Here is an 18,735-nt window from a genome sequence, read left to right as displayed (position 1 = left end):
AAAAATATAATGAACTATTATGTTGGTGCCGGCTGAACATCTAACGGGGTGCCCACATGCCAGTAACAGACCTCGCCCGAAGCGACGTAGTCACAGCACAGCCGGAGACGCCGGTCACCGAACTCGCCGGTCGGATGGATGCCGAAGACGTCGGCAGCGTCGTCATCACCGACGACGACACACCGGTCGGAATCGTCACGGACCGTGATCTTGCCATCCGTGTGCTCGGCAAGCAACGCGACCGGACTGAAACGACGGCCGCGGACGTCATGACGGAGGACCTCGAGACGATCGAGGCAGACGCCGGGTTCTACGAGGCGACGAACCTGATGAGCGAGAGCGGCGTCCGTCGACTGCCGGTCATCGACGGGGCGGAACTCGCCGGGATCGTCACTGCCGACGACCTGACGGAACTCATCGCCGACGAGGAACAGCAACTCGCCTCGACCATCCGCGCCCAGCGGCCGGCGTACTGACGCGCCGGTGGCGGGCGGCTCGATTTTTCCGGCGGTGACTTACCTCACTCGAACAGTCCCTCGACGTCCGCTTCCCGACTTTCCCGCCGGTCGACGTGCTCGCTCAGTCGTTGCCGGATGATCCCCCGATCGTCCGGGCTCCGGACGTAATCGAAGACGAACGTAACGAACTGACTGCCCTCGTCGCCGGCCTCAAGGTCGGCTTCGGCGTACTCGATCGCTGCGTCCAGCAGGTCCTCGTCGCCCTCGACCTCGGCGATCGCGTCGGCAGCCAGCGTCGTCTCTTCGAAGTCCAGATCGGTCAGCTCGACCCCCTCGCCGTGGTGGGTCATCGTCGGCGGGTCGGTGTCCTCGACGTGAGCGGGGTCGGCTTCGAGTGCAGCGAGGTACTCCCGCACGGGGACGAGGTTCACGCCCTGGTACTCCTCCGGATACCCCTCCAGATACGTCTGTGCGCGGCCGGCGAGTTTGCGAGCGCCGGATTCGTTGTCGACGGTAGCGTGGTGGATCGCGACGGTGAACTGGATGAGTCCCTGGAGGAAGTCCTTCGGCTCCTGGCGGCCTCCCATCCCGATCCACGGCGCTTCCCAGGCATCGTGGGTGATCCGATAGTACCCGGCGTTGTAGAGCGCGATCCCGGCCCGCAAAGCGGCGTCCATGCGCTTCGTTCGGGCCTGCTCCGACAAAACGCCTCTGTCTGCAGTCCCGTGCCCGACTGATGGCAGCCCTCCCGGCTGCCCGAGTCAGACAGATTTTTGCACACTTCGGGGAAAGGGCCGGTAGATGGTCCCCGTTCGCGCACTGCTCGGCCGGGCGAAAGCCCGCGTCCTCGACGACCTTCGGACGGACCCGTATCTCCCTGCCGTGCTCATCCTGGCGGCGGTGCTGTCGGGCTTTTGGTTCTGGCACCGGCTCCCGAACGTCGCTACCAGAGACGAGTGGAGCCGGGCGCTCGATCCCCTCGTCGCCTTCCGGTCGGTCGTCGCCGATCCGAGCTACGAGGGACTCAAGGAGGGCGTCGCGTGGGGTCGGGTCCCGTTCGGGGCGACGTTTTACCTGTTCGGACTGGCCCTCATTCCGATGATTGCCGTTGCAGTCCTGACCGGCACCCTCGATGCGATCATGGGCCCCGTCCAGATCAGCTGGGACTTCGGTCACTTCCCGACCTGGGACGGGATTCCGGCGTGGTTCTGGACCGGCTACATCGGGCTGATCCGGCTGTTCAATGTCGCCTTTGCGATCGGCTCGGTCTATCTCACCTACCGGATCGCGACGACGATCGCCGACCGGTCGACCGGCCGGCTCGCGGCGCTTTTGTTGACGTTGACCTTCGGGTTTCTCACGATCGCCCACGAGGGCGGCGAGGATATGCCGGCGCTGTTTTTCCTGTTGATCGCTCTCTATCTGCTGATCTGGTACGTCAGATCGGGGGAGACGTGGACGTTCTACGGCGCGAGCGCGACCGGCGGCGTCGCGATGGCGTTCAAACTCACGACCGCCCCCGTGATCGGGTTGATCGTGGTCGCCCACCTGCTTCGTGCCCGCGGGAGCGACGACTGGTCGGCATCGCTGTACCGTCCGCGATTGATCGGGATCGGTGGGGCGCTTGGCGTGCTTGCCATCGTGGTCGGGCTCCCGACGACGCTCGTCGGCGCGTTCGAACCGGTTCTTAGCCGGATCGGCGGCCATTCCATCAGCCGCCCGGGAAGCCCACACGGACCGACTGCGCCGGTGTGGTGGTGGTTCGCCCGTGGCTACTTCAGTGGCCTTGGCCTCCCGCTGTTCGCCGCGAGTGTCGCTGGCGTCGTCGCCGCCCTCGTCCGCGCCGGTCGCCGTCGCGCGAACGCGGGGACATTGCTCGTCCTGGCCGGGGTCGGCGGATTCCTGGCGCTGTACGTCCCCTGGCACGACTTCCGTGTCCACCACCTCCTGCCGACGTTCCCGTTGCTCGCGATCCTCGTCGCAACCTGGCTCGTCCGGCTGCGCGACCGTCGGCAAACTGTCGCCCGCGTCCTCACGGTCGGCCTAGTGATCTCCTCAGGCGTCTACGCCGGCGTCGGCGTCGCGGGGTATGCCGACATGCCACGCGACCAGGCTGCCGCATGGATGGACGACCGCGTCGGGGACAACGAGACGATCGAGTCCTATCGGTGGCACTTCCAGGACACCGCTGTCCCGCACGGTGCGACCGTGACCTACCGGGAAGGCGAGTTCACCGCCTGTCCCGAGTACATCATGCTGACCTATCGCGACCTGGTGTATCTCGACGACACCTACCTCCGGAACTCGCCACGGCGACAGGCGTACATCCGGGGGCTACTCGACGGTAACTACAGTTACGAGATCGTCACGGAGTTCGGGTCGCGACCGCCCGCGTACGTCCCACAGCGACCGACGCCCGGGTCACTGCTCGAACTGCTTCCATACGGGATCGTCCCGCAGGTCGATCAGCACGGCGACGAACAGGAACTCCAGCCCAATCAGTTCACGGTGATCCTCCAGTCGACTGGCGAGTGTCGGTCGGACCGTGGGCCACCGTTCTGAGTGCCGGTCCCCGACCGCGTCACCCTTCTTCGCCACTCCGGAGCGACGCCCGATCGATCCCGAGGGCGGGATACCACCCGGCGAGCGCCGGGAGGTAGACGCCGAGGAAGCGGTCAACGAAGACGACGGGGACGATCGCCGCACTCGGGACGCCGAGCGCGACGAAGACCGCCGTCGTCGTCGCTTCTGTCACGCCGAACCCGCCGGGCGTCAGCGGCAACAGCGTCACGCTGTAGGCCATCACGAGGTAGAGTGGGACGAGCGCGGCGGGTTCGAAGGCGACGCCGAAGCCGGCCAACAGCAACAGGACACGCGCGCCGGGTGCGAGCACCATCGCCACGACCCAGCCGGCGGTGTACCGGACCCAGACGCCCGGATCGAGGGCGATCCTCCGGAACGCGACCGTCGCGTCGGCCGTGAACGAGACTGCGTCTTCGGCCTGGGCAGCGAGTCGATCGCCGACCTTCGGGAGATAGCCGAGCAAGCGCGTCACGCCGCCGAACACCCAGTCCAGCCGTTCGAGGTTCGTCCCGGCGGCGAGGACGACCGCCCCGGCCAGCAGATAGAGCGCGATCGAGAGCGCGAGGACGGTAGCGAGACCGATCGAGAGGCGCCCGACGGCCAAGGCGAGCCCGACGGTCGCGACCGCCCCGTACAGCACTGCGTACAGTGCCGTGTGGACGCCGGAGACGGCGGTCGCGTCGGCGTAGGAGATCCCTAGCTTGCTCCGGAGGACGAACGGCGCGGCGAGTCGGCCCGTCAACCGCGACGGGAGGAGCTGGTTGACAAAGTTGACGATCAGGTCGACGCGCCCGGCTGTCCGGCGGTCGGTCGGCTGGATCGGGGCAAGCGTCGCCGCCCACGTGTCGAAACGCGCGAGCAGCCCGAGGACGGTCACAGCGAGCAGCGCCAGCGCCGTGAGCGGATCGAGGCCGGCGAGCAACGACGCCGCTTCGGCGGGATCAGTCTGTGAGGCCGCCCACGCGAGAGCGACGAGCGCAATCACGTACTGCGCGAGCGTGACGGCCATGTCGCGGAGTTGACTTTCGGTCACATCACTCACCACCGTCGGCTTTGGGTCCATCTTCGCCTGCCCCACTCTCCACAACCTCACGGGCCGAAACGAACCGGAAGTCGCTCGACAGAATCCGCTCGATGGCCCGGCGCATCCACGCCCCGGTGTGCCAGTATACTCGCGAGGGGACGCCCTCGACGTCGGGCAACTCCACGCACTCCCAGGGGTGGACGTACAGGATCGGCGTGATTCCGCGGCGGGCCAGCCATCGCATTCCCAGGATCGTATATCGCGGGCCGAAAAACCGGAGCCACGTCCCGGTCAGTGGCAGCCGCAGCCCGGGCATGACGCTGACCGGTAGTTCCCGCATATCCGCGGGTGCGTCGGCGTCGATCCCCGTGGCCGGCGTCGGTCGATGGACGTCGTACTCGCCGCCGTACCAGCCCGGGATCGCCCGACTCGAAACGATACTCGAATCGTAGGTGTAGCCCGCTTGCGCGAGCACTTCGAAGTGATCGTCGGCCAGATCGAACGCGGGGGCGCGAAAGCCATGGACATCCCGGCCGGTCGTTTCGATCAGCATCTTCCGTGAACGCTCGATCTCCTCGCGCTGCGTTGCCGGGTCGAGAGCTGACAGCAGCCGATGGGTATGCGTATGTGAACCGATTTCGTGGCCGGCGTCGGCGAACGCCCGGATCGCCCCGGGATGGGAGTCGGCGAGTTCGCTGACGATGAAGCCCGTCGATCGCGCGTCGTGTTCGGCGAGTGCGTCCCTGAGGAACGAAAGGCCGTCGAAACCGATCCCCTCCCTCTCAGCAGAGCCGTTGGCGTTACGGTACGCGGGCGTCTGGGAGAACAGTTCCACGTCGATCGAGAGGACCGCCCGCCGGTCAGTCATCGCGCTCGTCGAGTTCGGCCCGGAGCAGGCTCAGCTCCTCGTTGAGCGTCGAGACGCGCTCCGCGAGCCGGCCGAGGCGATCGAACAGATACGTCACGACCACGAACAGCGTCAGGTTCGAGAGCACCAGCATCGCCCGGGCCTTCCATTCGAGACCCAGCACCGTCGCGACGACCTCGAAGGTGTTCGGGAAGGCCGCGACGAAGATCAACCCACCGCCCAGGACGAGCGACAGTGCGAGGATGGCAAGATCCTCCCGGCCGCGATCGACGAGGCGATAGGCGTTCCAGAGGAAGGCGACTCCCACGAGCACGGCGAGGACGTTGACGAGGCTATAGGTCATGAATCTCGAAAAAGCAGGACCCGGAGGATGGCGTCGGTCATGCGCAGCGGGTAGAGTGCAAAGGTCTCGACTGTGAACTGCGAGGACCCCGTCTCCCGGGTCGGCATCGCGATCGAGACCTCCCGGATGTCCATCTCGCGTCTGGCGGCCTCCAGGGTCTGTTCGACCGCCCAGTGTTTGTCCGAGCGATGCAACAACCGTTCCAAGGCGGTGACACGATAGACGCGGAACCCGCTCGTGACGTCCGTGACGTTGACGCCGCCCAGGACGTTGACGACCGCCGTAAACGACCGGATCCCGAGGTCTCGGAGCCACGAATACTCCTGGAAACTCTCGTTGAGATACCGGCTGCCGATCACCATGTCCGCGTCCTCGGCCACCGAGAGCAGCCGTGGAATCTCTTCGGGGTCGTGCTGGCCGTCCGCATCGACCTGCACGACGAAGTCGAAGTCGTTCCGGATGGCGTACCGGTAGCCCGTCCGGACTGCGCCACCGACGCCCGTGTTGTAGACGTGTTCGATCACCGTCGCACCCACTTGCCGGGCGAGCTGGGGTGTCCCGTCCGTCGAACCGTCGTCGACTACGACGACCTCCTCGACGTGACGACTCGTCCCGTCGACGACAGACTCGATCGTCTCACGTTCGTTGTACGCGGGGATGACGGCGACCGTTCGCACGGTAGGATCGCCTCCGTGCGATCACTTAGGCGTATCGTTCCCGGCGCATCACACGGGCGCATCGTTGATAACGCACCATACCGGCGGATCCTTCGAAACCCACTAGTGGTTCGCCCGCGTCCCGCGAGACAATGCCCGGCAATCGGACCGTCGTCGTCGGCCTCGACGGCGCGAGCTGGCGGCTGCTCGACCCCTGGATCGATGCCGGCGACCTCCCGAACCTCGCCGCACTCCGGGATTCGGGCTCGTGGGCCGAGACCGAGAGCTGTCTCCCGCCCGTGACCTTCCCGAACTGGAAGTGCTACTCCGCGGGAAAGGACCCTGGCGGGTTCGGTGTCTTCTGGTTCGAGCACGTCGACCTCGCGGCCGGCGAGATCACCGTCGCCGACGGCAGCGACTACCACACCGCCGAACTCTGGGACTATCTCGCGGCTGACGGCCAATCGACGGGTGTCGTCAACATGCCGACGATGTACCCGCCACGAGAGATCGACGACGCGTCGATCGTCGCCGGCGGTCCCGACGCCGTCGAGGGCGAGTACCGCTCGATCTCGGGCGGCTACACTCACCCGCCGGAACTCGAATCCGAGATCGAATCGCGCTTCGACTACCAGGTCCACCCGGACCCCCTGCTCTCGAGCAACGACGAACGTGGGGCCGAGGTCGAGGCGATCCTCGACGTTCTCGAAATGCGCTTCGAAGTCGCGCTGTGGCTGCTCGAGGAGCGCGAGCGTGATTTCGTCCACGTCACGCTGTTCTATCTCAACGTCCTCCATCACTTCTTCTGGGACGCGGAACCGACCCATCGGGCGTGGCAACTCGTCGACGAGTACCTCGGTCGCCTGGCGGACATCGACGACCTCAACGTCGTCCTCATGTCCGACCACGGCAGCGCCCCCACCACGACGGAGTTCTACGTCAACGAGTGGCTCGCCGAGCACGGCTATCAGGCCCGGACGGCGACGGTCGACGATGTCCTCCGGCGGGTCGGCCTCGATCGGGAGACCGCCCTCGGCGTGGCCAAGCGCCTCGGGATCGTCGACATCCTTGCCACGGTCGTCCCCGAACGCCTCCAGGCACTCGTGCCCCAGCAGGCGGGACTCAAGCGCGATCGCAAGCTCGAAGCGATCGACCTCGACCGGACGAAGGCCGTCGCGAGCGGGCAGGGACCGATCTATCTCAACCCCGCCTTCGACGACGCATCGGTCCGCGAGTCGCTGATGGCGGACCTCAAAGCAGTCGAGGACAGCGAGGGGCCGCTGTTCGACGGCGTCTATCGTGGCGAGCACGTCTATTCCGGGCCGTACGTCGAAGAAGGTCCGGAGATCGTCCTCGACATGCGCCCGGGCGTCCACGTCAACGACGGCGTCGGCGGCGGCGAGATCACGGCCGGCCCGGACCGCTGGGCGGCCGAGAACACCCGCCACGGCATCTTCCTCGCGAACGGCCCGGACTTCACCGCCAGCGGGCAACTCGACCGGATCAGCATTCTCGACATGGCCCCGACGCTGCTGGTCGCGGCCGGGTGTGACGTCCCCCACGACATGACTGGCGAGGTGCTGCCGATCGTCGTCGGCGATCCCGACTGGAGTCGCCGCGAGCCGATCCGGATCGACGAGGGGGGACGCGGTGAGGCCGGCGAGGAAGTCGCCGACCGCCTCCAGCAACTCGGGTACATGGAGTGAGGGCCGAGTTCACAGTTCTGTAGACCGATCTGTTCCGCTGTTGTCTCTCGATACGGAAGCCGCTACGGTTATAACCACCTAGTGGTATCACTCGATTATGGCAACATCGAGAGACACGAGTGGCACTGTCAGATCCCATCTCCGGGAGATGGGGCCGTCATGGGTCGCTGGGGCGATCGCTGCCGGGCCGGCGACGATGGCGAGTCTGATCGCCGCCGGCGCGGGATATGGCTACGACCTGCTGTGGGTGGTCGTGCTCTCTGCATTCGCCGGTGCGTTCGCGCAGTACCTCGCGATGCGACTCGGCCTGCTGACCGAGCGCGGGATCGTCGGCGTCGTCGAGGACCACCTCGGGACTTCCTGGGCGTGGATCCTGGTTCTCGACGCGGTGATCGCCGCCGGCGTCGCCCAGTTGGTGATCATGAACACCGTCGCATCCGTCTCGGCGACGATCACTGGGCTGGATGCCGGGATCTGGGGGATCATCTGGGCGGTGATCCTCGCCGTCGGATTGGCTGGGAGCGGCTACCGCTTCGTCGAACTCTTCGCGAAGGTGCTGGTCAGCGCCGTCGTGCTCGCGTTCGTCGCGAGCGTCTTCGTCGTGCCGATCGACCCCGCCGCGGCGGCGCGCGGACTCGTCCCGTCGGTCCCCGGCGGCAGCGCGGCCGTGGCCGCCGGCGTGCTGGGCGGCGCGGTCCACATCACGCTGATCACGATGCACTCCTACACGATGCGCGCCCGCGAGTGGACGGCCGACGAGTACGATCTGGCGACTTTCGACGTCGGGATCTCGATGCTCGTGGCCTTCGGCATCTACAGCGTGGCGATCTTCCTCGTGACGGCGAGTGTCCTCTCGGACCCGAACCTCTCGACCGTCGGGGCGGCCGAGGCGCTGGGTCCGCTGGTCGGCGAGCGCGCCGAGGTGCTGTTCCTGCTCGGCCTCGGCGGTGCGGCCGTCTCGACGCTCGGCGGCAACACCATCGTCCCGCCGTTCCTGCTGGCGGACAAACTCGGCTGGGGGACGACTGTCGAGGACTCGCGCTACCGTGGACTGCTCGCCGCCTTCGCCCTGCTGTCGGCCCCCGGCGCGTTCATCGGCGGCGAGGTACTCGGGCAACTGGTGCTCGTCCTCGCGATCGGTACCGTCGGGACGCCCTTTGCGATCGCGGTGGTCCTCTATCTGCTGAACTCCGGGGCGGTCCCGCGGGTGAATTCCCTCGCCGCGAACCTCGCCGGACTCGCACTGCTCGGCGTCACCGGCGGGCTCGCCGCGAACTTCCTCCGTGAAACGGCCACCATCGAGTTCTTCCGTGAAGCGACCGCCGGGAATGTTGACGTCCTCACCGCCGCGGTGCTTTCCTTCGGCGTGATCCTTTCGATCGCGACTCTCGGGCTGCTCGTGAAGTTCTTCCAGGAACGGGTCGCCGGCACTGTCCCATGACCGACATCTCGCTGTCGGGATCGACGCTGCTGGTCGGCCCCTCACAGGTCGGCAAGACGGCAACCACGGCACGGGCGCTGGGTGACTGGCTCGACCGTCACGGCACCGACGGCGTCGTCGTCCTGGAGTTCGCGCCGGAAGTCGAGCGCGACGGGCGGATCCTCGGCGGTCGGCTGGACCGCTTCGTCGAGATTCCTGACGGTGTTTGGCACGGCGTCCTGGACGCCCACGCACCCCGGGCGGCGTCCGATTCGGCTGCGGAGGCTGTCACACTGGCTCGCGAGAATGCGGAGCGTGCCCGAACATTGTTCGAGAACGCACCGGGGCCACGGGCGGTGTTCGTCAACGATGCGACCATCCCCTTCCAGCACGAGACGAACGATCCCGCGCTGCTGATTGACTACTGCGAGCCCGCCCACTGTGCCGTCCTCAACGCCCTCGACAGCGACGAACTCGGGACCGAAAATCCGGTGTCCCGACGCGAGCGCGAGGTGCTACTGTCCCTCCGTGAGAGCGTGGACCGGACGATCGACCTGTCCTGACTCCGCCGCTGACGCCCCATCTCCGGCCCTCCGACAGACTGTCCGTATCGCTCATTCGATCAGATAGCGGAACGCCCGAAGCGTGTCGCTGCCGCGGTCGGTCAGCGAGACGCGTGTCGTCCGGCCAGCCTGTTCGCTGTCGACGTATCCGCGCGCTTCGAGCGGGTCGAGAATCCGGGCGTCCAGCCGTCGGTACTGGCCCTTTCGGGAGTCGGCACCGCCCTCGACGAACGGCAGGCCTTCAGCCTCGCCGAAGGCGATGAGGTCGCGTTTGGCGGCCGGGCCGTCGCTGTCGAGGAAAGCCATGACGGCCACCTGCTGGCGGTCGGGGCTGTCCATCGGATAGGTCGGGAGTTCCGCGATCTCGGCGACCCCCTCCGCGACATCGCCGTCGGTCTCGGCGGCGTAGTGCTCCGCCCGGACGTAGTACGGCGTGGCCCCGGTGGCCATGCAGGCGATCATCCCGCCGATCGCCGTCACCTTCGAACCGGACGCGAGGTTGACGTAGACGTCGCTTTCCTCGAACTCGCTGGCAAGGCGGGCGACGGTCCCGATCGAATCGTAGAGGTCGAAGATGTCACAGGCGACTGTCTCGTGGGTGATCCCCGCCGCGTCGAGGCGGTCGCGAACGACGTCGGCGTAGGAGGGATGGTCAGTCTCGTCGGCGTATTGCAGGAGCACGACGCGATCGGCTCGCAGTCGCTCGGCCGGCAGGGCGATCCGGTCGTTTTCGTACCCCACTGGCATCAGGTGCACGCGCTCGGGAACGTCCATGTTCGTGTTCCTCCCCGTGCGCCCTTAACGACTGTGACATAATGACGACACAGTAATGATCGTGACGTCTGTAACGGCATTACTGCCAAGAGCTTAACCCCGTACGACGGGCAGCCAGTCGTATGGTGACGGACCTGACTCCCGTCGACGAAGAGTTGACCGCGGCGCTGGCGGGCGAGCGCGACCGCCAGCGGGAAACGCTCTCGCTGATCGCCAGCGAGAATTACGCGAGCGACGCCGTTCTGGCCGCCCAGGGGTCGGTGCTGACGAACAAATACGCCGAAGGCTCGCCCGGAGACCGCTACTACGCGGGCTGTGCGTACGCCGACGAAGTGGAGCAACTGGCGATCGACCGCGCCAGAGCCCTTTTCGACGCCGAACACGCAAACGTCCAGCCCCACTCCGGCACCAGCGCGAATCTGGCAACCTACCAGGCGCTGCTCGAACCCGGCGATGCGATCCTCTCGCTTTCGCTCTCCCACGGCGGCCACCTCAGCCACGGCCAGCCCTACACCATGGTCGATGACGTCTACGACGTCGCCCACTACGGCGTCGACGTGGAAACGGGCCGCCTTGATCACGAGCGCGTCCGCGAGCGTGCCGAGGCCGTCGATCCGGACCTGCTGGTCTCTGGCTATTCGGCCTATCCTCGCCAGGTCGACTTCGATGCCATGCAAGCCATCGCCGAGGCGGTCGACGCCGTCCACGTTGCCGACATCGCGCACATCACCGGGCTCGTCGCGGCGGGCGAACACCCCACCCCAGTCGGCGTTGCCGACGTGGTCACCGGTTCGACCCACAAGACCATCCGGGCCGGCCGCGGCGGGATGATCCTCTGTGGCGAGGCGTACGCCGACGCGATCGATCAGGCCGTCATGCCCGGCACGCAAGGTGGCCCGCTGATGCACAATATCGCCGGGAAGGCCGCCGGGTTTGGCGAGGCGCTCGAACCCGAATTCGATGCCGACGCCGCCCAAACCATCGAGAACGCTCGTGCCCTCGCTGCCCGCCTCGCTGACCGTGGGTTCGATCTCGTCTCGGGCGGCACTGACGTCCACTTCGCCTTGGTGGACTTCCGGGAGACCCATCCGGAGCTGACCGGTGCGGTGGCCGAGACCGCGCTGGAGGACGTCGGTCTCGTCCTGAACAAGTCGACGGTCCCCGGCGAGGAGCGATCCTCGACGGTCACCAGTGGCATCCGGATCGGCACGCCGGCGATCACGACACGCGGGTTCGACGCCGCGGCGACCCGCCGACTCGCGGACGCCATCGCCGACGTCTGTGACGCGCCCGACGACGAGGGCGTCCGCGAGCGAGCGCGCGAAACTGTGGCCGATCTCGCCGAAGCCCATCCCATCTATGCCTGAAGAACTGGAGATCCGCCGGTGTCGCCCTGCCGACGCCGATCGCATCCGGGAGTTGCACGAGGTGGCATTGCCCTCCGGCTAGCGCTGTATCGGAACCGACTCGACCCGTAGCGACGGCGCGCCGCCTCGACACGGTCGCCGTGTCGTCACACCCGTTCGTAGTGGCGGACGTAATCGACCTCCAGCCGCTGTGGAAACGGTGTGGTCTCGTCGGGATAGCTCGCCGGGTCGCCGCCACAGGCGAAGGCGAGGACGAAGTACATGGGGGTGTCGAAGACCCACTCGTGGCCGGCGTCTTCGACCGTCTCGCGACTCACCGTGTGATACTGGGTTTCGTCGACGTACCACTCGATCCGGTCGGACTGCCAGCGGATCGAGAACACGTGGGTGGAGTCGGTTAACGCCCCCTCCTCGACGGTGTAGCTGTCCCTGAGACGGTCGGCACCCGTGTAGCCGGGACCCTGGGCGAACCCGCGAACGGTTTCGGGTTCGTCACCGCGGAATTCCAGGATGTCTATCTCGCCACAATCGGGCCAGCCTGCGAAGGCAACGTCCGACCCCACCATCCAGATTCGTGGCCAGATGCCCTGGCCGCGTGGAAGCCGTGCCCGGATGTCGACGCGGCCGTACTTCGTTGCCACAGTGCCCTGTGTGTGCAAACGGCTGGACGTGTAGTCGTACTCGCCGTAGTCGTCTTCGACGTGTTCCTCCCTGGCCTCGATGACGAGATGGTCGTCCTCGACCCACGCGTTCTCGCGCTGGTAATACTGTGGCTCCTCGTTGCCCCAGCCCGGCACGTCCGGGTGTCCGTTCCCCGTCTCGAAGCTCCAGACCGCCTCGTCGATCTCCTCGCCGTCGAACTCGTCGCTCCATGACAGATCCCAGGAATCTCCATTCGGTTCCGCACTCGCGGCTTCGGGCGACGTCGGGGCATCACTCCCGTCAGTCGGCGTCGCGGACTCGGTAGCGTCAGTCGGGGATGATCCCCCGTCGAGCATGCTGCAGCCGGCCGCACCCACGCTGATTGCACTCCCCATCGCCCCGAGGACCGTCCGCCGATCGACTGCTCGCCGAGGTCGCTCCCGTGCGGTTCTCACCCGGCTGTCTCCACCGTCCGAATCCGACGACGCTGAGTGCTCACCCATTGTGCGTTCATGATCTTCCACGCCGTTTTAGAAATAAACCCGGGAACCAACGTGTCCGGACGGAGTTCAGCGCGAATGAAATGAGCGCTGAGCACGGTCGAACGGAGTTCGACCGGAGATTTGAACTCGTGAAGACGTTCCGGGTCGCTCCCGACGCTCGCTTCCCGGGCTGTGACTTCCCTGCTCAAATCTCCGTCATTGACGCATAACGCGGACTGAGGCGAGCGACATAGGAGTCGCTCGCGATCTTGGTCCGCGAAAATGTAGCGTCCGGACGGAGTCCCACGCGAGCGAAGCGAGCGTGGGGCACGTCCGGGCGTGAACCACAGAGCGAGTGCTGAGCAATGCGAAGCACTCGCGAAGAGTGAACGTCCGGACGGAGATTTGAACTCCGGTCCCTGGCTCCGCAAGCCAAGAGGATAGTCCACTACCCTACCCGGACTCGACTCTCTCTACCGCGGTTGCAAATAAAGGGGTTACGATTCACCGACCCATCCGCCGGACGGAACAAACGTTCGTTTGACCCTACGGAAGGCCCTTTTCCCATTCGTCCCTCCATACGAACATGAACCGACGCAGATTCCTCCAGATCGGCGCATCGACCGGTGCGATCGGTCTCCTCGCCGGTTGTCTCGGCGGTGCGAGCACCGACAACCCTGACGACACCGATTCGCCGACCGACGAACCGAGCGAAGATCCCGACGGGACTCCCTCGCCCACTGATTCGCCCGCGAACACCACCGACGACCAGGGTGGCGAATCCGGCGACGACCCCACCGCGACGCCGGAGGAGGGAGACGAGACAACTGGATCGAACGGGGAGTCCCCGACGTCGACACCCGACGAGGACGAGATTTCGACGCCCGATTCCGGATCGGCCGAACAGGCCTGGACCGCGGGCGGCGAGATGAACGGCGTCACCTTCCAGTTCACCTCACACGCACCCAAATGTGGCCAGGGCGAGGACGACGCCGACGTCGAATTCCAGCCCGACGAGGGTCGGATCGTCGTCAAGGGGATCCGCCGCGGGAGCGACCTCTGTAAGCGCGCCCAGCTGGGTGATGTCTCCCACGACACCGACGCTGAACGACTCGCTGTGTCCGTCGACGCTGTCGACCGCGAGGAGTGCGAGGACGGCGGGGTCGGCGGCCAGTGTCTCGTGGACATCCCCTACGAGGCGACCTTTTCCTTCGAGGACGACATTCCATCCGAGGTTGCGATCAGTCACGGCGACCGCTTCGGTATGAGTGCCGCCTACGGCTCTTCGAGTGCGGCGCCACCCGAGGAGTGAGGCTTCACGCCCGTCGAAAGGGTGGGGCTCCACACCCGTCCGGACGGTGGGTTCACCGTACCTTTTTAACAGAGAGGGCGACCAGCGTCGATCATGTCCGTTCACCATTTCGCGAGTGAACCACCCGAATGCGGTGGGTCGAACTGTCGACGACAACGCTTAAACGGAGCGCAACCCTGGCCTCGGTAGACAGATGGGCGCGATAGAGGACGTATACGCGGATCTCGACGCCGACGTCTCCGAGGAGGACTTCAGGGAAGCCGTCGAGGAGAAGGTCGAACAGATGGGGGGACTGGCCGACGAGGAGACGGCCGCGATGCTGATCGCCCACGAACTCACCGAGAACGAGGCCCAGACGGTCGCCGATGTCCAGGCCGGCATGGAGGAGGTCCGGTTTCTGGCAAAGGTGCTCTCGATCGGCGAGTTGCGGACCTTCGAGCGTGATGGCGACGACGAGGACGGCCGCGTGATCAACGTCGAGGCGGCCGACGAGACCGACAGCCTCCGACTGACGTTCTGGGATGGGGAAGCTGTCGCCGTCGACGAGGGGGAAGTCGAAGTCGGCGACGTCCTCCGGGTGAAGGGTCGCCCGCAGGAGGGCTACAACGGCCTGGAGGTCAGCGTCGATCAGGCCGAACAGGATCTCGACGCGACGATCGACGTCGAACCCGGTGACGGCGAGACCATCGATGCGCTCACGATGGGGCAATCCAACGTCACCGTCGAGGGGGTCGTCCTCGACACCGAACCGGTGCGGACGTTCGACCGCGACGACGGCTCGGAGGGACGGGTCGCGAATCTCTCGATCGGCGACGAGACCGGCCGCGTCCGGGTAACGCTGTGGGACGAGCGCGCCGACCGCGTGACGGAGATCGACGCCGGCGCGACCGTCGAGGTCGTCGACGGCTACGTCCGGGAACGCGAGGGCGATCTGGAGGTTCACGTCGGCGAGGAGGGGGCGATCGACGAACTCGACGACGCCGATATCGAGTACGCCCCGGAGACGACGCCGATCGACGCCGTCGAGCTGGAGGAGACGGTCGACATCGGCGGCGTCGTCCGCTCGACCGATCCAACACGGACGTTCGATCGGGACGACGGCTCGGAGGGGCAGGTCAAGAACATCCGGATCCAGGACGACACCGGCGACATCCGGGTGGCGCTGTGGGGCGAGAAGGCCGACCGCGACCTCGCACCGGGCGACGAGGTCGTCTGTGCCGATGTGGATATTCAGGACGGCTGGCAGGACGACCTCGAGGCCTCGGCCGGATGGGGCTCGACGGTCGTCGTCCTCGAAGACGGCGCGTCGATGGCGACGACGCCCGACGCGGACGATGCAGGCACTGCGGGCGACAGCAATGGCCAGGACGCGAGCGCGTCGACCGGGCTCTCGGCGTTCGCCGATGACGGGGCTGGCGGGAAGACAGCGGATGACGAGGCAGGCGAGCGCAAACCAGCGGACGAAGATGCGACGGGTGATGCCGGCGGGGACGCCGAAGCAGTCGAGTTCACGGGGACCGTCGTCCAGACGGGCGATCCGGTGATCCTCGACGATGGCGAGGAGACCGTCACCGTCGACACCGGCGAGTCAGTCCGGCTCGGCGAGGAAGTTACGATTCGGGGACAACGACGCGATGGCGAGATCGACGCCGAGGAACTGTTCTAGATCCGTCGGCGGCGTGAGGAAACGCTTAAGACGGAAACCGCCCGCTTGTGGCGTATGAGCGTCGAGCTACCGTTTGCCCCTATCGATTCGATCATCCGGCGAAACGCCGGCGGACTGCGGGTGAGCGCCGAAGCGACCGAAGCCCTCACCCGCCGCATCCAGTCGCGGGGGGCGGCGCTGTCCGTCGACGCCGCCGCGGCGGCCAACGCCGACGGACGGAAGACGCTGATGGCGACCGATTTCGGCGTCGAGGGTGTCCCGGAGAAGGACGCACTCGAACTGCCGATCGCGCCGGTCGACCGCATCGCACGCCTCGATATCGATGACCGGTATCGGGTCGCGATGGATGCACGTATCGCGCTGGCCTCGATCCTGGAGCGCGAGGCCGACGATGTCGCGGCCGCGGCGGCGCTGCTCGCCGAGCACGCCGGCCGCCGAACGATTAAGGCGGAGGACGTTGAACTCTACGCCCAACTGACACACTACGTTGAATGAAGTTTGGTTACCGCGAAATCTGCCTCGAACACGACACCGGCAGTCGGCATCCGGAGAGTCCCGACCGACTGCGCGCGATCAAACGGACCCTCGCTGATTCGGACAACGTCGAATACGTTCCGGCAACTGACATTCCTCGCGACGCCGTCTGGGCTGTTCACGACCACGAGTATCTCGAAAACGTCCGTCAGTTCTGTGCCAACGGTGGCGGCAACTGGGACGCCGACACCGTCGCCGTCGAGGCGACCTGGGACGCGGCGGTGGCGAGCGCCACGCTGGCCGCATGGGCTGCAGACGAGGCAGTGGACGGTGCCGATGGGGCCCAAACTCCGTTTTCGCTCGGTCGGCCGCCGGGCCATCACGCGGTCGAAGACGATGCGATGGGCTTCTGTTTTCTGAACAATGCCGCCGTCGCGGCCGAGCACGCTCTGAACCGCGAGGACGTCGACCGCGTGGCAATCCTCGACTGGGATGTCCACCACGGCAACGGGACCCAGGACATCTTCTACGATCGCAGCGATGTCTACTACGCATCGTTCCACGAGGAGGGACTGTATCCCGGTACGGGCGACGTTGGCGAAACCGGGGCCGACGCCGGGCGCGGCCGGACGCTCAACGTCCCGTTCCCCTCAGGGTGTGGCGACGCCGACTACCTCGCCGTCCACGACGAGGTCGTCGCTCCCGAGTTCGAGGGGTTCGATCCCGACCTTCTCATTGCCAGTGCCGGCTTCGACGCCCACGAGAACGATCCGATCTCCCGGATGCTGGTCTCGACTGTCGGATTCGGCGCTCTCGCCGGGCGACTTCGCGACCTCGCCGATCGCATCGGCGCTGGCCTGGCGTTCGTTCTCGAAGGCGGCTACGGGCTCGAAACGCTCTCGGCCGGCGTTCGGGAGATTCACGAGGTCCTCAATGGTGCGGAGGCTGAGTCGATCGAGGCAGTGCCGACCGACGGGGGACAGAACGTCCTCGACTCGCTGGTGTATCAGGGCTTCGGGTCGAGATAGCCGGCGAGTTCCCGCCCGAAAGTCTCGGCGAGTGTGCCGACGGCTGGCCCAATCAGCACCGTATGGTCCGTCTTGAGAGCACTCTCGACATCCGTCCCGAGTGCGACATCGAACAGCGCGTCGCTTTCGAGTAACTCGGCCGCGGTCCGGTAGGCCCGCTCGCGCTCGACGACGTAGCGATCGTCGCTCACGAACGGTCCGTAGACGTCCGTGTCGGCGTATTTCTCGTAGAAGCCATCGGCGTGCTCGCGAACGTGGACCGGTGGGCCGACGTGGCGCTCGATCGCCGGTCGCTGGGCGACTTCGAGTTCAAACAGGAGCACGGCCCGTTCGTCGGCGAAGGCAGCCGATCGCAACACGTCGAAGCCGTGACGATCGAGCAGTCCGCCGACCCCATCGAGTGACTTCTCGAGTTGGGGGTAGAGATCGTCCTCGACGAGAGCCGGCGTTTCGAACGTGAGTGCGACGGGTGTGGTCCCGCGCTCGTCGAAGGCTGCCCGGACTGCTACCGGATCGAGCGGTTCCGGTTCGGATGGGTCGAACAGTGACCCACGTGGCTCGGCGAGTAGCTCCCGGGCGTAGTGCTGAAAGCGGGCGAGGTTCGCCGTCGACAGCGCCGCGGCGACGTTGCGCTCGGGATCAGTCGGGTCGATGACCACGAGTTCGTCGTCGAACGTGGCGGTACCGTGATCTTCCGGATCGAAGCGGACGGGTGGGTGCCATTCGGCCGCGGCCTCGATCAGCGATCGGAAGCCGTCGTGTTCCAGCACCAGCAGTTCGGTCAAATAGCCCGAGAACCCCTGGGTTCGGAGGTCGCTCCCGTAGACGCCGATTCCCTTGAGGAAGGCTTTACAGAGCCGGACATCGTCGGCGAGGTCGTCGTCGAGGCGGGTCCGGAGATATTCGGTGTGAAACGGCGTGCGATCCACGGCTGACTGGATCGCGGTCGCATCCTCGACGTCGTAGCAGGGGACCAGATCGACGTCGTAGCCGTCGACTTCCCCGACGACGTAGGGGTGTTCGGCGTATTCCTCGTGGCCGTCAGGGAGGACTGCGTGGCCGATGTCGAGGCCGACCGATTCGAGCCGTTGGCGCTCAGTGTCGGGTGGGAATCGGACGAAGACGTCGACGTCGCGGTCGCCGGCGATCCAGGTGTTTCGGGCGGTGGAGCCGACGAGCATGACGTCGCCGTCGATGCCTTGCTCCTCGAGCGCCGCTTCGGCCCGGTCGATCACCTCCGTTGCCGCCCGGTCGAGGCGTTCCCGCTCGGCGTCGGTCGGTTCGACGCGCTGTCGAACCGCCTGGAGAACGCCCGTAAGCTCCTCAGACATACAGAAACCGTACCGGCAGGAACGGGAAAGCGTATCGA

The 18,735-nt window shown here is 66.3% G+C and carries 18 protein-coding genes and 1 tRNA gene; 10 read left to right on the top strand and 9 right to left on the bottom strand.

What is annotated here, in order from left to right; genetic code table 11:
- Window positions 1-56 precede the first annotated feature (56 nt).
- Entirely contained in the window at window positions 57-476 is a 420-nt protein-coding gene (locus HBNXHr_RS11735; protein WP_275882267.1) for a CBS domain-containing protein, read from the top strand.
- A 44-nt stretch (window positions 477-520) separates the two neighbouring features.
- On the opposite strand, the gene HBNXHr_RS11730 is transcribed toward HBNXHr_RS11735, so the two are convergent.
- Window positions 521-1,135, bottom strand: coding sequence for a DUF309 domain-containing protein (locus HBNXHr_RS11730; RefSeq protein ID WP_275882266.1), 615 nt, complete (start codon window positions 1,133-1,135; stop codon window positions 521-523).
- A gap of 124 nt (window positions 1,136-1,259) precedes the next feature.
- On the opposite strand from HBNXHr_RS11730, the gene HBNXHr_RS11725 reads away from it, so the two are divergent.
- Window positions 1,260-3,020: a glycosyltransferase family 39 protein gene (locus HBNXHr_RS11725; protein WP_275882265.1), complete on the top strand. Its 1,761-nt coding sequence runs from the start codon at window positions 1,260-1,262 to the stop codon at window positions 3,018-3,020.
- Between the two features lie 19 nt (window positions 3,021-3,039).
- Here the strand turns inward: HBNXHr_RS11725 and HBNXHr_RS11720 are convergent, their stop codons facing one another.
- From HBNXHr_RS11720 to HBNXHr_RS11705, 4 genes are read right to left on the bottom strand one after another with little or no spacing between them, the layout of a single operon-like run.
- A complete protein-coding gene (locus HBNXHr_RS11720; RefSeq protein ID WP_275882264.1) occupies window positions 3,040-4,074 on the bottom strand; it encodes a lysylphosphatidylglycerol synthase transmembrane domain-containing protein in 1,035 nt (344 codons plus the stop codon).
- A gap of 1 nt (window position 4,075) precedes the next feature.
- Entirely contained in the window at window positions 4,076-4,933 is an 858-nt protein-coding gene (locus tag HBNXHr_RS11715) for a polysaccharide deacetylase family protein (RefSeq protein WP_275882263.1), read from the bottom strand.
- Window positions 4,926-5,276 carry a DUF2304 domain-containing protein gene (locus HBNXHr_RS11710; protein WP_275737388.1) on the bottom strand — a complete coding sequence of 117 codons (351 nt, stop codon included), beginning with the start codon at window positions 5,274-5,276 and terminating at the stop codon, window positions 4,926-4,928. Before HBNXHr_RS11710 ends, HBNXHr_RS11715 begins: the two co-directional genes overlap by 8 nt.
- Window positions 5,273-5,953, bottom strand: a complete 681-nt coding sequence (locus HBNXHr_RS11705; protein ID WP_275737387.1) for a glycosyltransferase family 2 protein — start codon at window positions 5,951-5,953, stop codon at window positions 5,273-5,275. The genes HBNXHr_RS11710 and HBNXHr_RS11705 overlap by 4 nt, the downstream gene beginning before the upstream one ends.
- 131 nt (window positions 5,954-6,084) lie before the next feature.
- Between HBNXHr_RS11705 and HBNXHr_RS11700 the strand changes: the two genes are divergently transcribed.
- The 3 genes from HBNXHr_RS11700 (at window position 6,085) to HBNXHr_RS11690 (ending at window position 9,621) form a co-directional block, all read left to right on the top strand.
- Window positions 6,085-7,638 (top strand): alkaline phosphatase family protein, encoded by a 1,554-nt coding sequence (locus HBNXHr_RS11700; RefSeq protein WP_275882262.1) that lies wholly within the window; start codon window positions 6,085-6,087, stop codon window positions 7,636-7,638.
- 97 nt (window positions 7,639-7,735) lie between these two features.
- On the top strand, window positions 7,736-9,079 hold the full coding sequence (locus HBNXHr_RS11695; RefSeq protein WP_275882261.1) for a divalent metal cation transporter: 1,344 nt from the start codon (window positions 7,736-7,738) through the stop codon (window positions 9,077-9,079).
- A complete protein-coding gene (locus HBNXHr_RS11690) occupies window positions 9,076-9,621 on the top strand; it encodes a hypothetical protein (RefSeq protein ID WP_275882260.1) in 546 nt (181 codons plus the stop codon). Before HBNXHr_RS11695 ends, HBNXHr_RS11690 begins: the two co-directional genes overlap by 4 nt.
- A gap of 51 nt (window positions 9,622-9,672) precedes the next feature.
- On the opposite strand, the gene HBNXHr_RS11685 is transcribed toward HBNXHr_RS11690, so the two are convergent.
- Window positions 9,673-10,395 carry a DUF6293 family protein gene (locus HBNXHr_RS11685; protein WP_275882259.1) on the bottom strand — a complete coding sequence of 241 codons (723 nt, stop codon included), beginning with the start codon at window positions 10,393-10,395 and terminating at the stop codon, window positions 9,673-9,675.
- Between the two features lie 122 nt (window positions 10,396-10,517).
- Between HBNXHr_RS11685 and glyA the strand changes: the two genes are divergently transcribed.
- A complete protein-coding gene (gene glyA, locus HBNXHr_RS11680; RefSeq protein ID WP_275882258.1) occupies window positions 10,518-11,762 on the top strand; it encodes a serine hydroxymethyltransferase in 1,245 nt (414 codons plus the stop codon).
- A gap of 146 nt (window positions 11,763-11,908) precedes the next feature.
- On the opposite strand, the gene HBNXHr_RS11675 is transcribed toward glyA, so the two are convergent.
- Entirely contained in the window at window positions 11,909-12,859 is a 951-nt protein-coding gene (locus HBNXHr_RS11675; protein ID WP_275882257.1) for a glycoside hydrolase family 16 protein, read from the bottom strand.
- Window positions 12,860-13,276: 417 nt separating this feature from the next.
- A tRNA-Arg gene (locus HBNXHr_RS11670) sits at window positions 13,277-13,349 on the bottom strand.
- Window positions 13,350-13,472: 123 nt separating this feature from the next.
- Between HBNXHr_RS11670 and HBNXHr_RS11665 the strand changes: the two genes are divergently transcribed.
- The 4 genes from HBNXHr_RS11665 to HBNXHr_RS11650 all read left to right on the top strand — a co-directional run bounded on the left by HBNXHr_RS11665 (window position 13,473) and on the right by HBNXHr_RS11650 (window position 17,366).
- Entirely contained in the window at window positions 13,473-14,198 is a 726-nt protein-coding gene (locus HBNXHr_RS11665) for a hypothetical protein (RefSeq protein WP_275882256.1), read from the top strand.
- Window positions 14,199-14,391: 193 nt separating this feature from the next.
- A complete protein-coding gene (locus HBNXHr_RS11660) occupies window positions 14,392-15,864 on the top strand; it encodes a single-stranded DNA binding protein (RefSeq protein WP_275882255.1) in 1,473 nt (490 codons plus the stop codon).
- A 54-nt stretch (window positions 15,865-15,918) separates the two neighbouring features.
- Window positions 15,919-16,359 (top strand): histone, encoded by a 441-nt coding sequence (locus tag HBNXHr_RS11655; protein WP_275737377.1) that lies wholly within the window; start codon window positions 15,919-15,921, stop codon window positions 16,357-16,359.
- Window positions 16,356-17,366 (top strand): histone deacetylase, encoded by a 1,011-nt coding sequence (locus HBNXHr_RS11650; protein ID WP_275882254.1) that lies wholly within the window; start codon window positions 16,356-16,358, stop codon window positions 17,364-17,366. Before HBNXHr_RS11655 ends, HBNXHr_RS11650 begins: the two co-directional genes overlap by 4 nt.
- Here the strand turns inward: HBNXHr_RS11650 and cca are convergent.
- A complete protein-coding gene (cca, locus tag HBNXHr_RS11645) occupies window positions 17,345-18,697 on the bottom strand; it encodes a CCA tRNA nucleotidyltransferase (RefSeq protein ID WP_275882253.1) in 1,353 nt (450 codons plus the stop codon). The genes HBNXHr_RS11650 and cca overlap by 22 nt on opposite strands.
- Window positions 18,698-18,735: the final 38 nt, after the last annotated feature.

It is taken from the genome of Halorhabdus sp. BNX81 (genome assembly GCF_029229925.1).
Classification (GTDB): Archaea; Halobacteriota; Halobacteria; order Halobacteriales; family Haloarculaceae; genus Halorhabdus.
This window is presented reverse-complemented; position numbering and strand designations above follow the sequence as displayed.

Coding starts and splice junctions, on each gene's coding strand:
- HBNXHr_RS11735 (WP_275882267.1), top strand. CDS start 57: ATGCCAGTAACAGACCTCGCCCGAAGCGACGTAGTCACAGCACAGCCG.
- HBNXHr_RS11730 (WP_275882266.1), bottom strand. CDS start 1,135: ATGGACGCCGCTTTGCGGGCCGGGATCGCGCTCTACAACGCCGGGTAC.
- HBNXHr_RS11725 (WP_275882265.1), top strand. CDS start 1,260: ATGGTCCCCGTTCGCGCACTGCTCGGCCGGGCGAAAGCCCGCGTCCTC.
- HBNXHr_RS11715 (WP_275882263.1), bottom strand. CDS start 4,933: ATGACTGACCGGCGGGCGGTCCTCTCGATCGACGTGGAACTGTTCTCC.
- HBNXHr_RS11710 (WP_275737388.1), bottom strand. CDS start 5,276: ATGACCTATAGCCTCGTCAACGTCCTCGCCGTGCTCGTGGGAGTCGCC.
- HBNXHr_RS11700 (WP_275882262.1), top strand. CDS start 6,085: ATGCCCGGCAATCGGACCGTCGTCGTCGGCCTCGACGGCGCGAGCTGG.
- HBNXHr_RS11695 (WP_275882261.1), top strand. CDS start 7,736: ATGGCAACATCGAGAGACACGAGTGGCACTGTCAGATCCCATCTCCGG.
- HBNXHr_RS11690 (WP_275882260.1), top strand. CDS start 9,076: ATGACCGACATCTCGCTGTCGGGATCGACGCTGCTGGTCGGCCCCTCA.
- HBNXHr_RS11685 (WP_275882259.1), bottom strand. CDS start 10,395: ATGGACGTTCCCGAGCGCGTGCACCTGATGCCAGTGGGGTACGAAAAC.
- glyA (WP_275882258.1), top strand. CDS start 10,518: ATGGTGACGGACCTGACTCCCGTCGACGAAGAGTTGACCGCGGCGCTG.
- HBNXHr_RS11665 (WP_275882256.1), top strand. CDS start 13,473: ATGAACCGACGCAGATTCCTCCAGATCGGCGCATCGACCGGTGCGATC.
- HBNXHr_RS11660 (WP_275882255.1), top strand. CDS start 14,392: ATGGGCGCGATAGAGGACGTATACGCGGATCTCGACGCCGACGTCTCC.
- HBNXHr_RS11655 (WP_275737377.1), top strand. CDS start 15,919: ATGAGCGTCGAGCTACCGTTTGCCCCTATCGATTCGATCATCCGGCGA.
- HBNXHr_RS11650 (WP_275882254.1), top strand. CDS start 16,356: ATGAAGTTTGGTTACCGCGAAATCTGCCTCGAACACGACACCGGCAGT.
- cca (WP_275882253.1), bottom strand. CDS start 18,697: ATGTCTGAGGAGCTTACGGGCGTTCTCCAGGCGGTTCGACAGCGCGTC.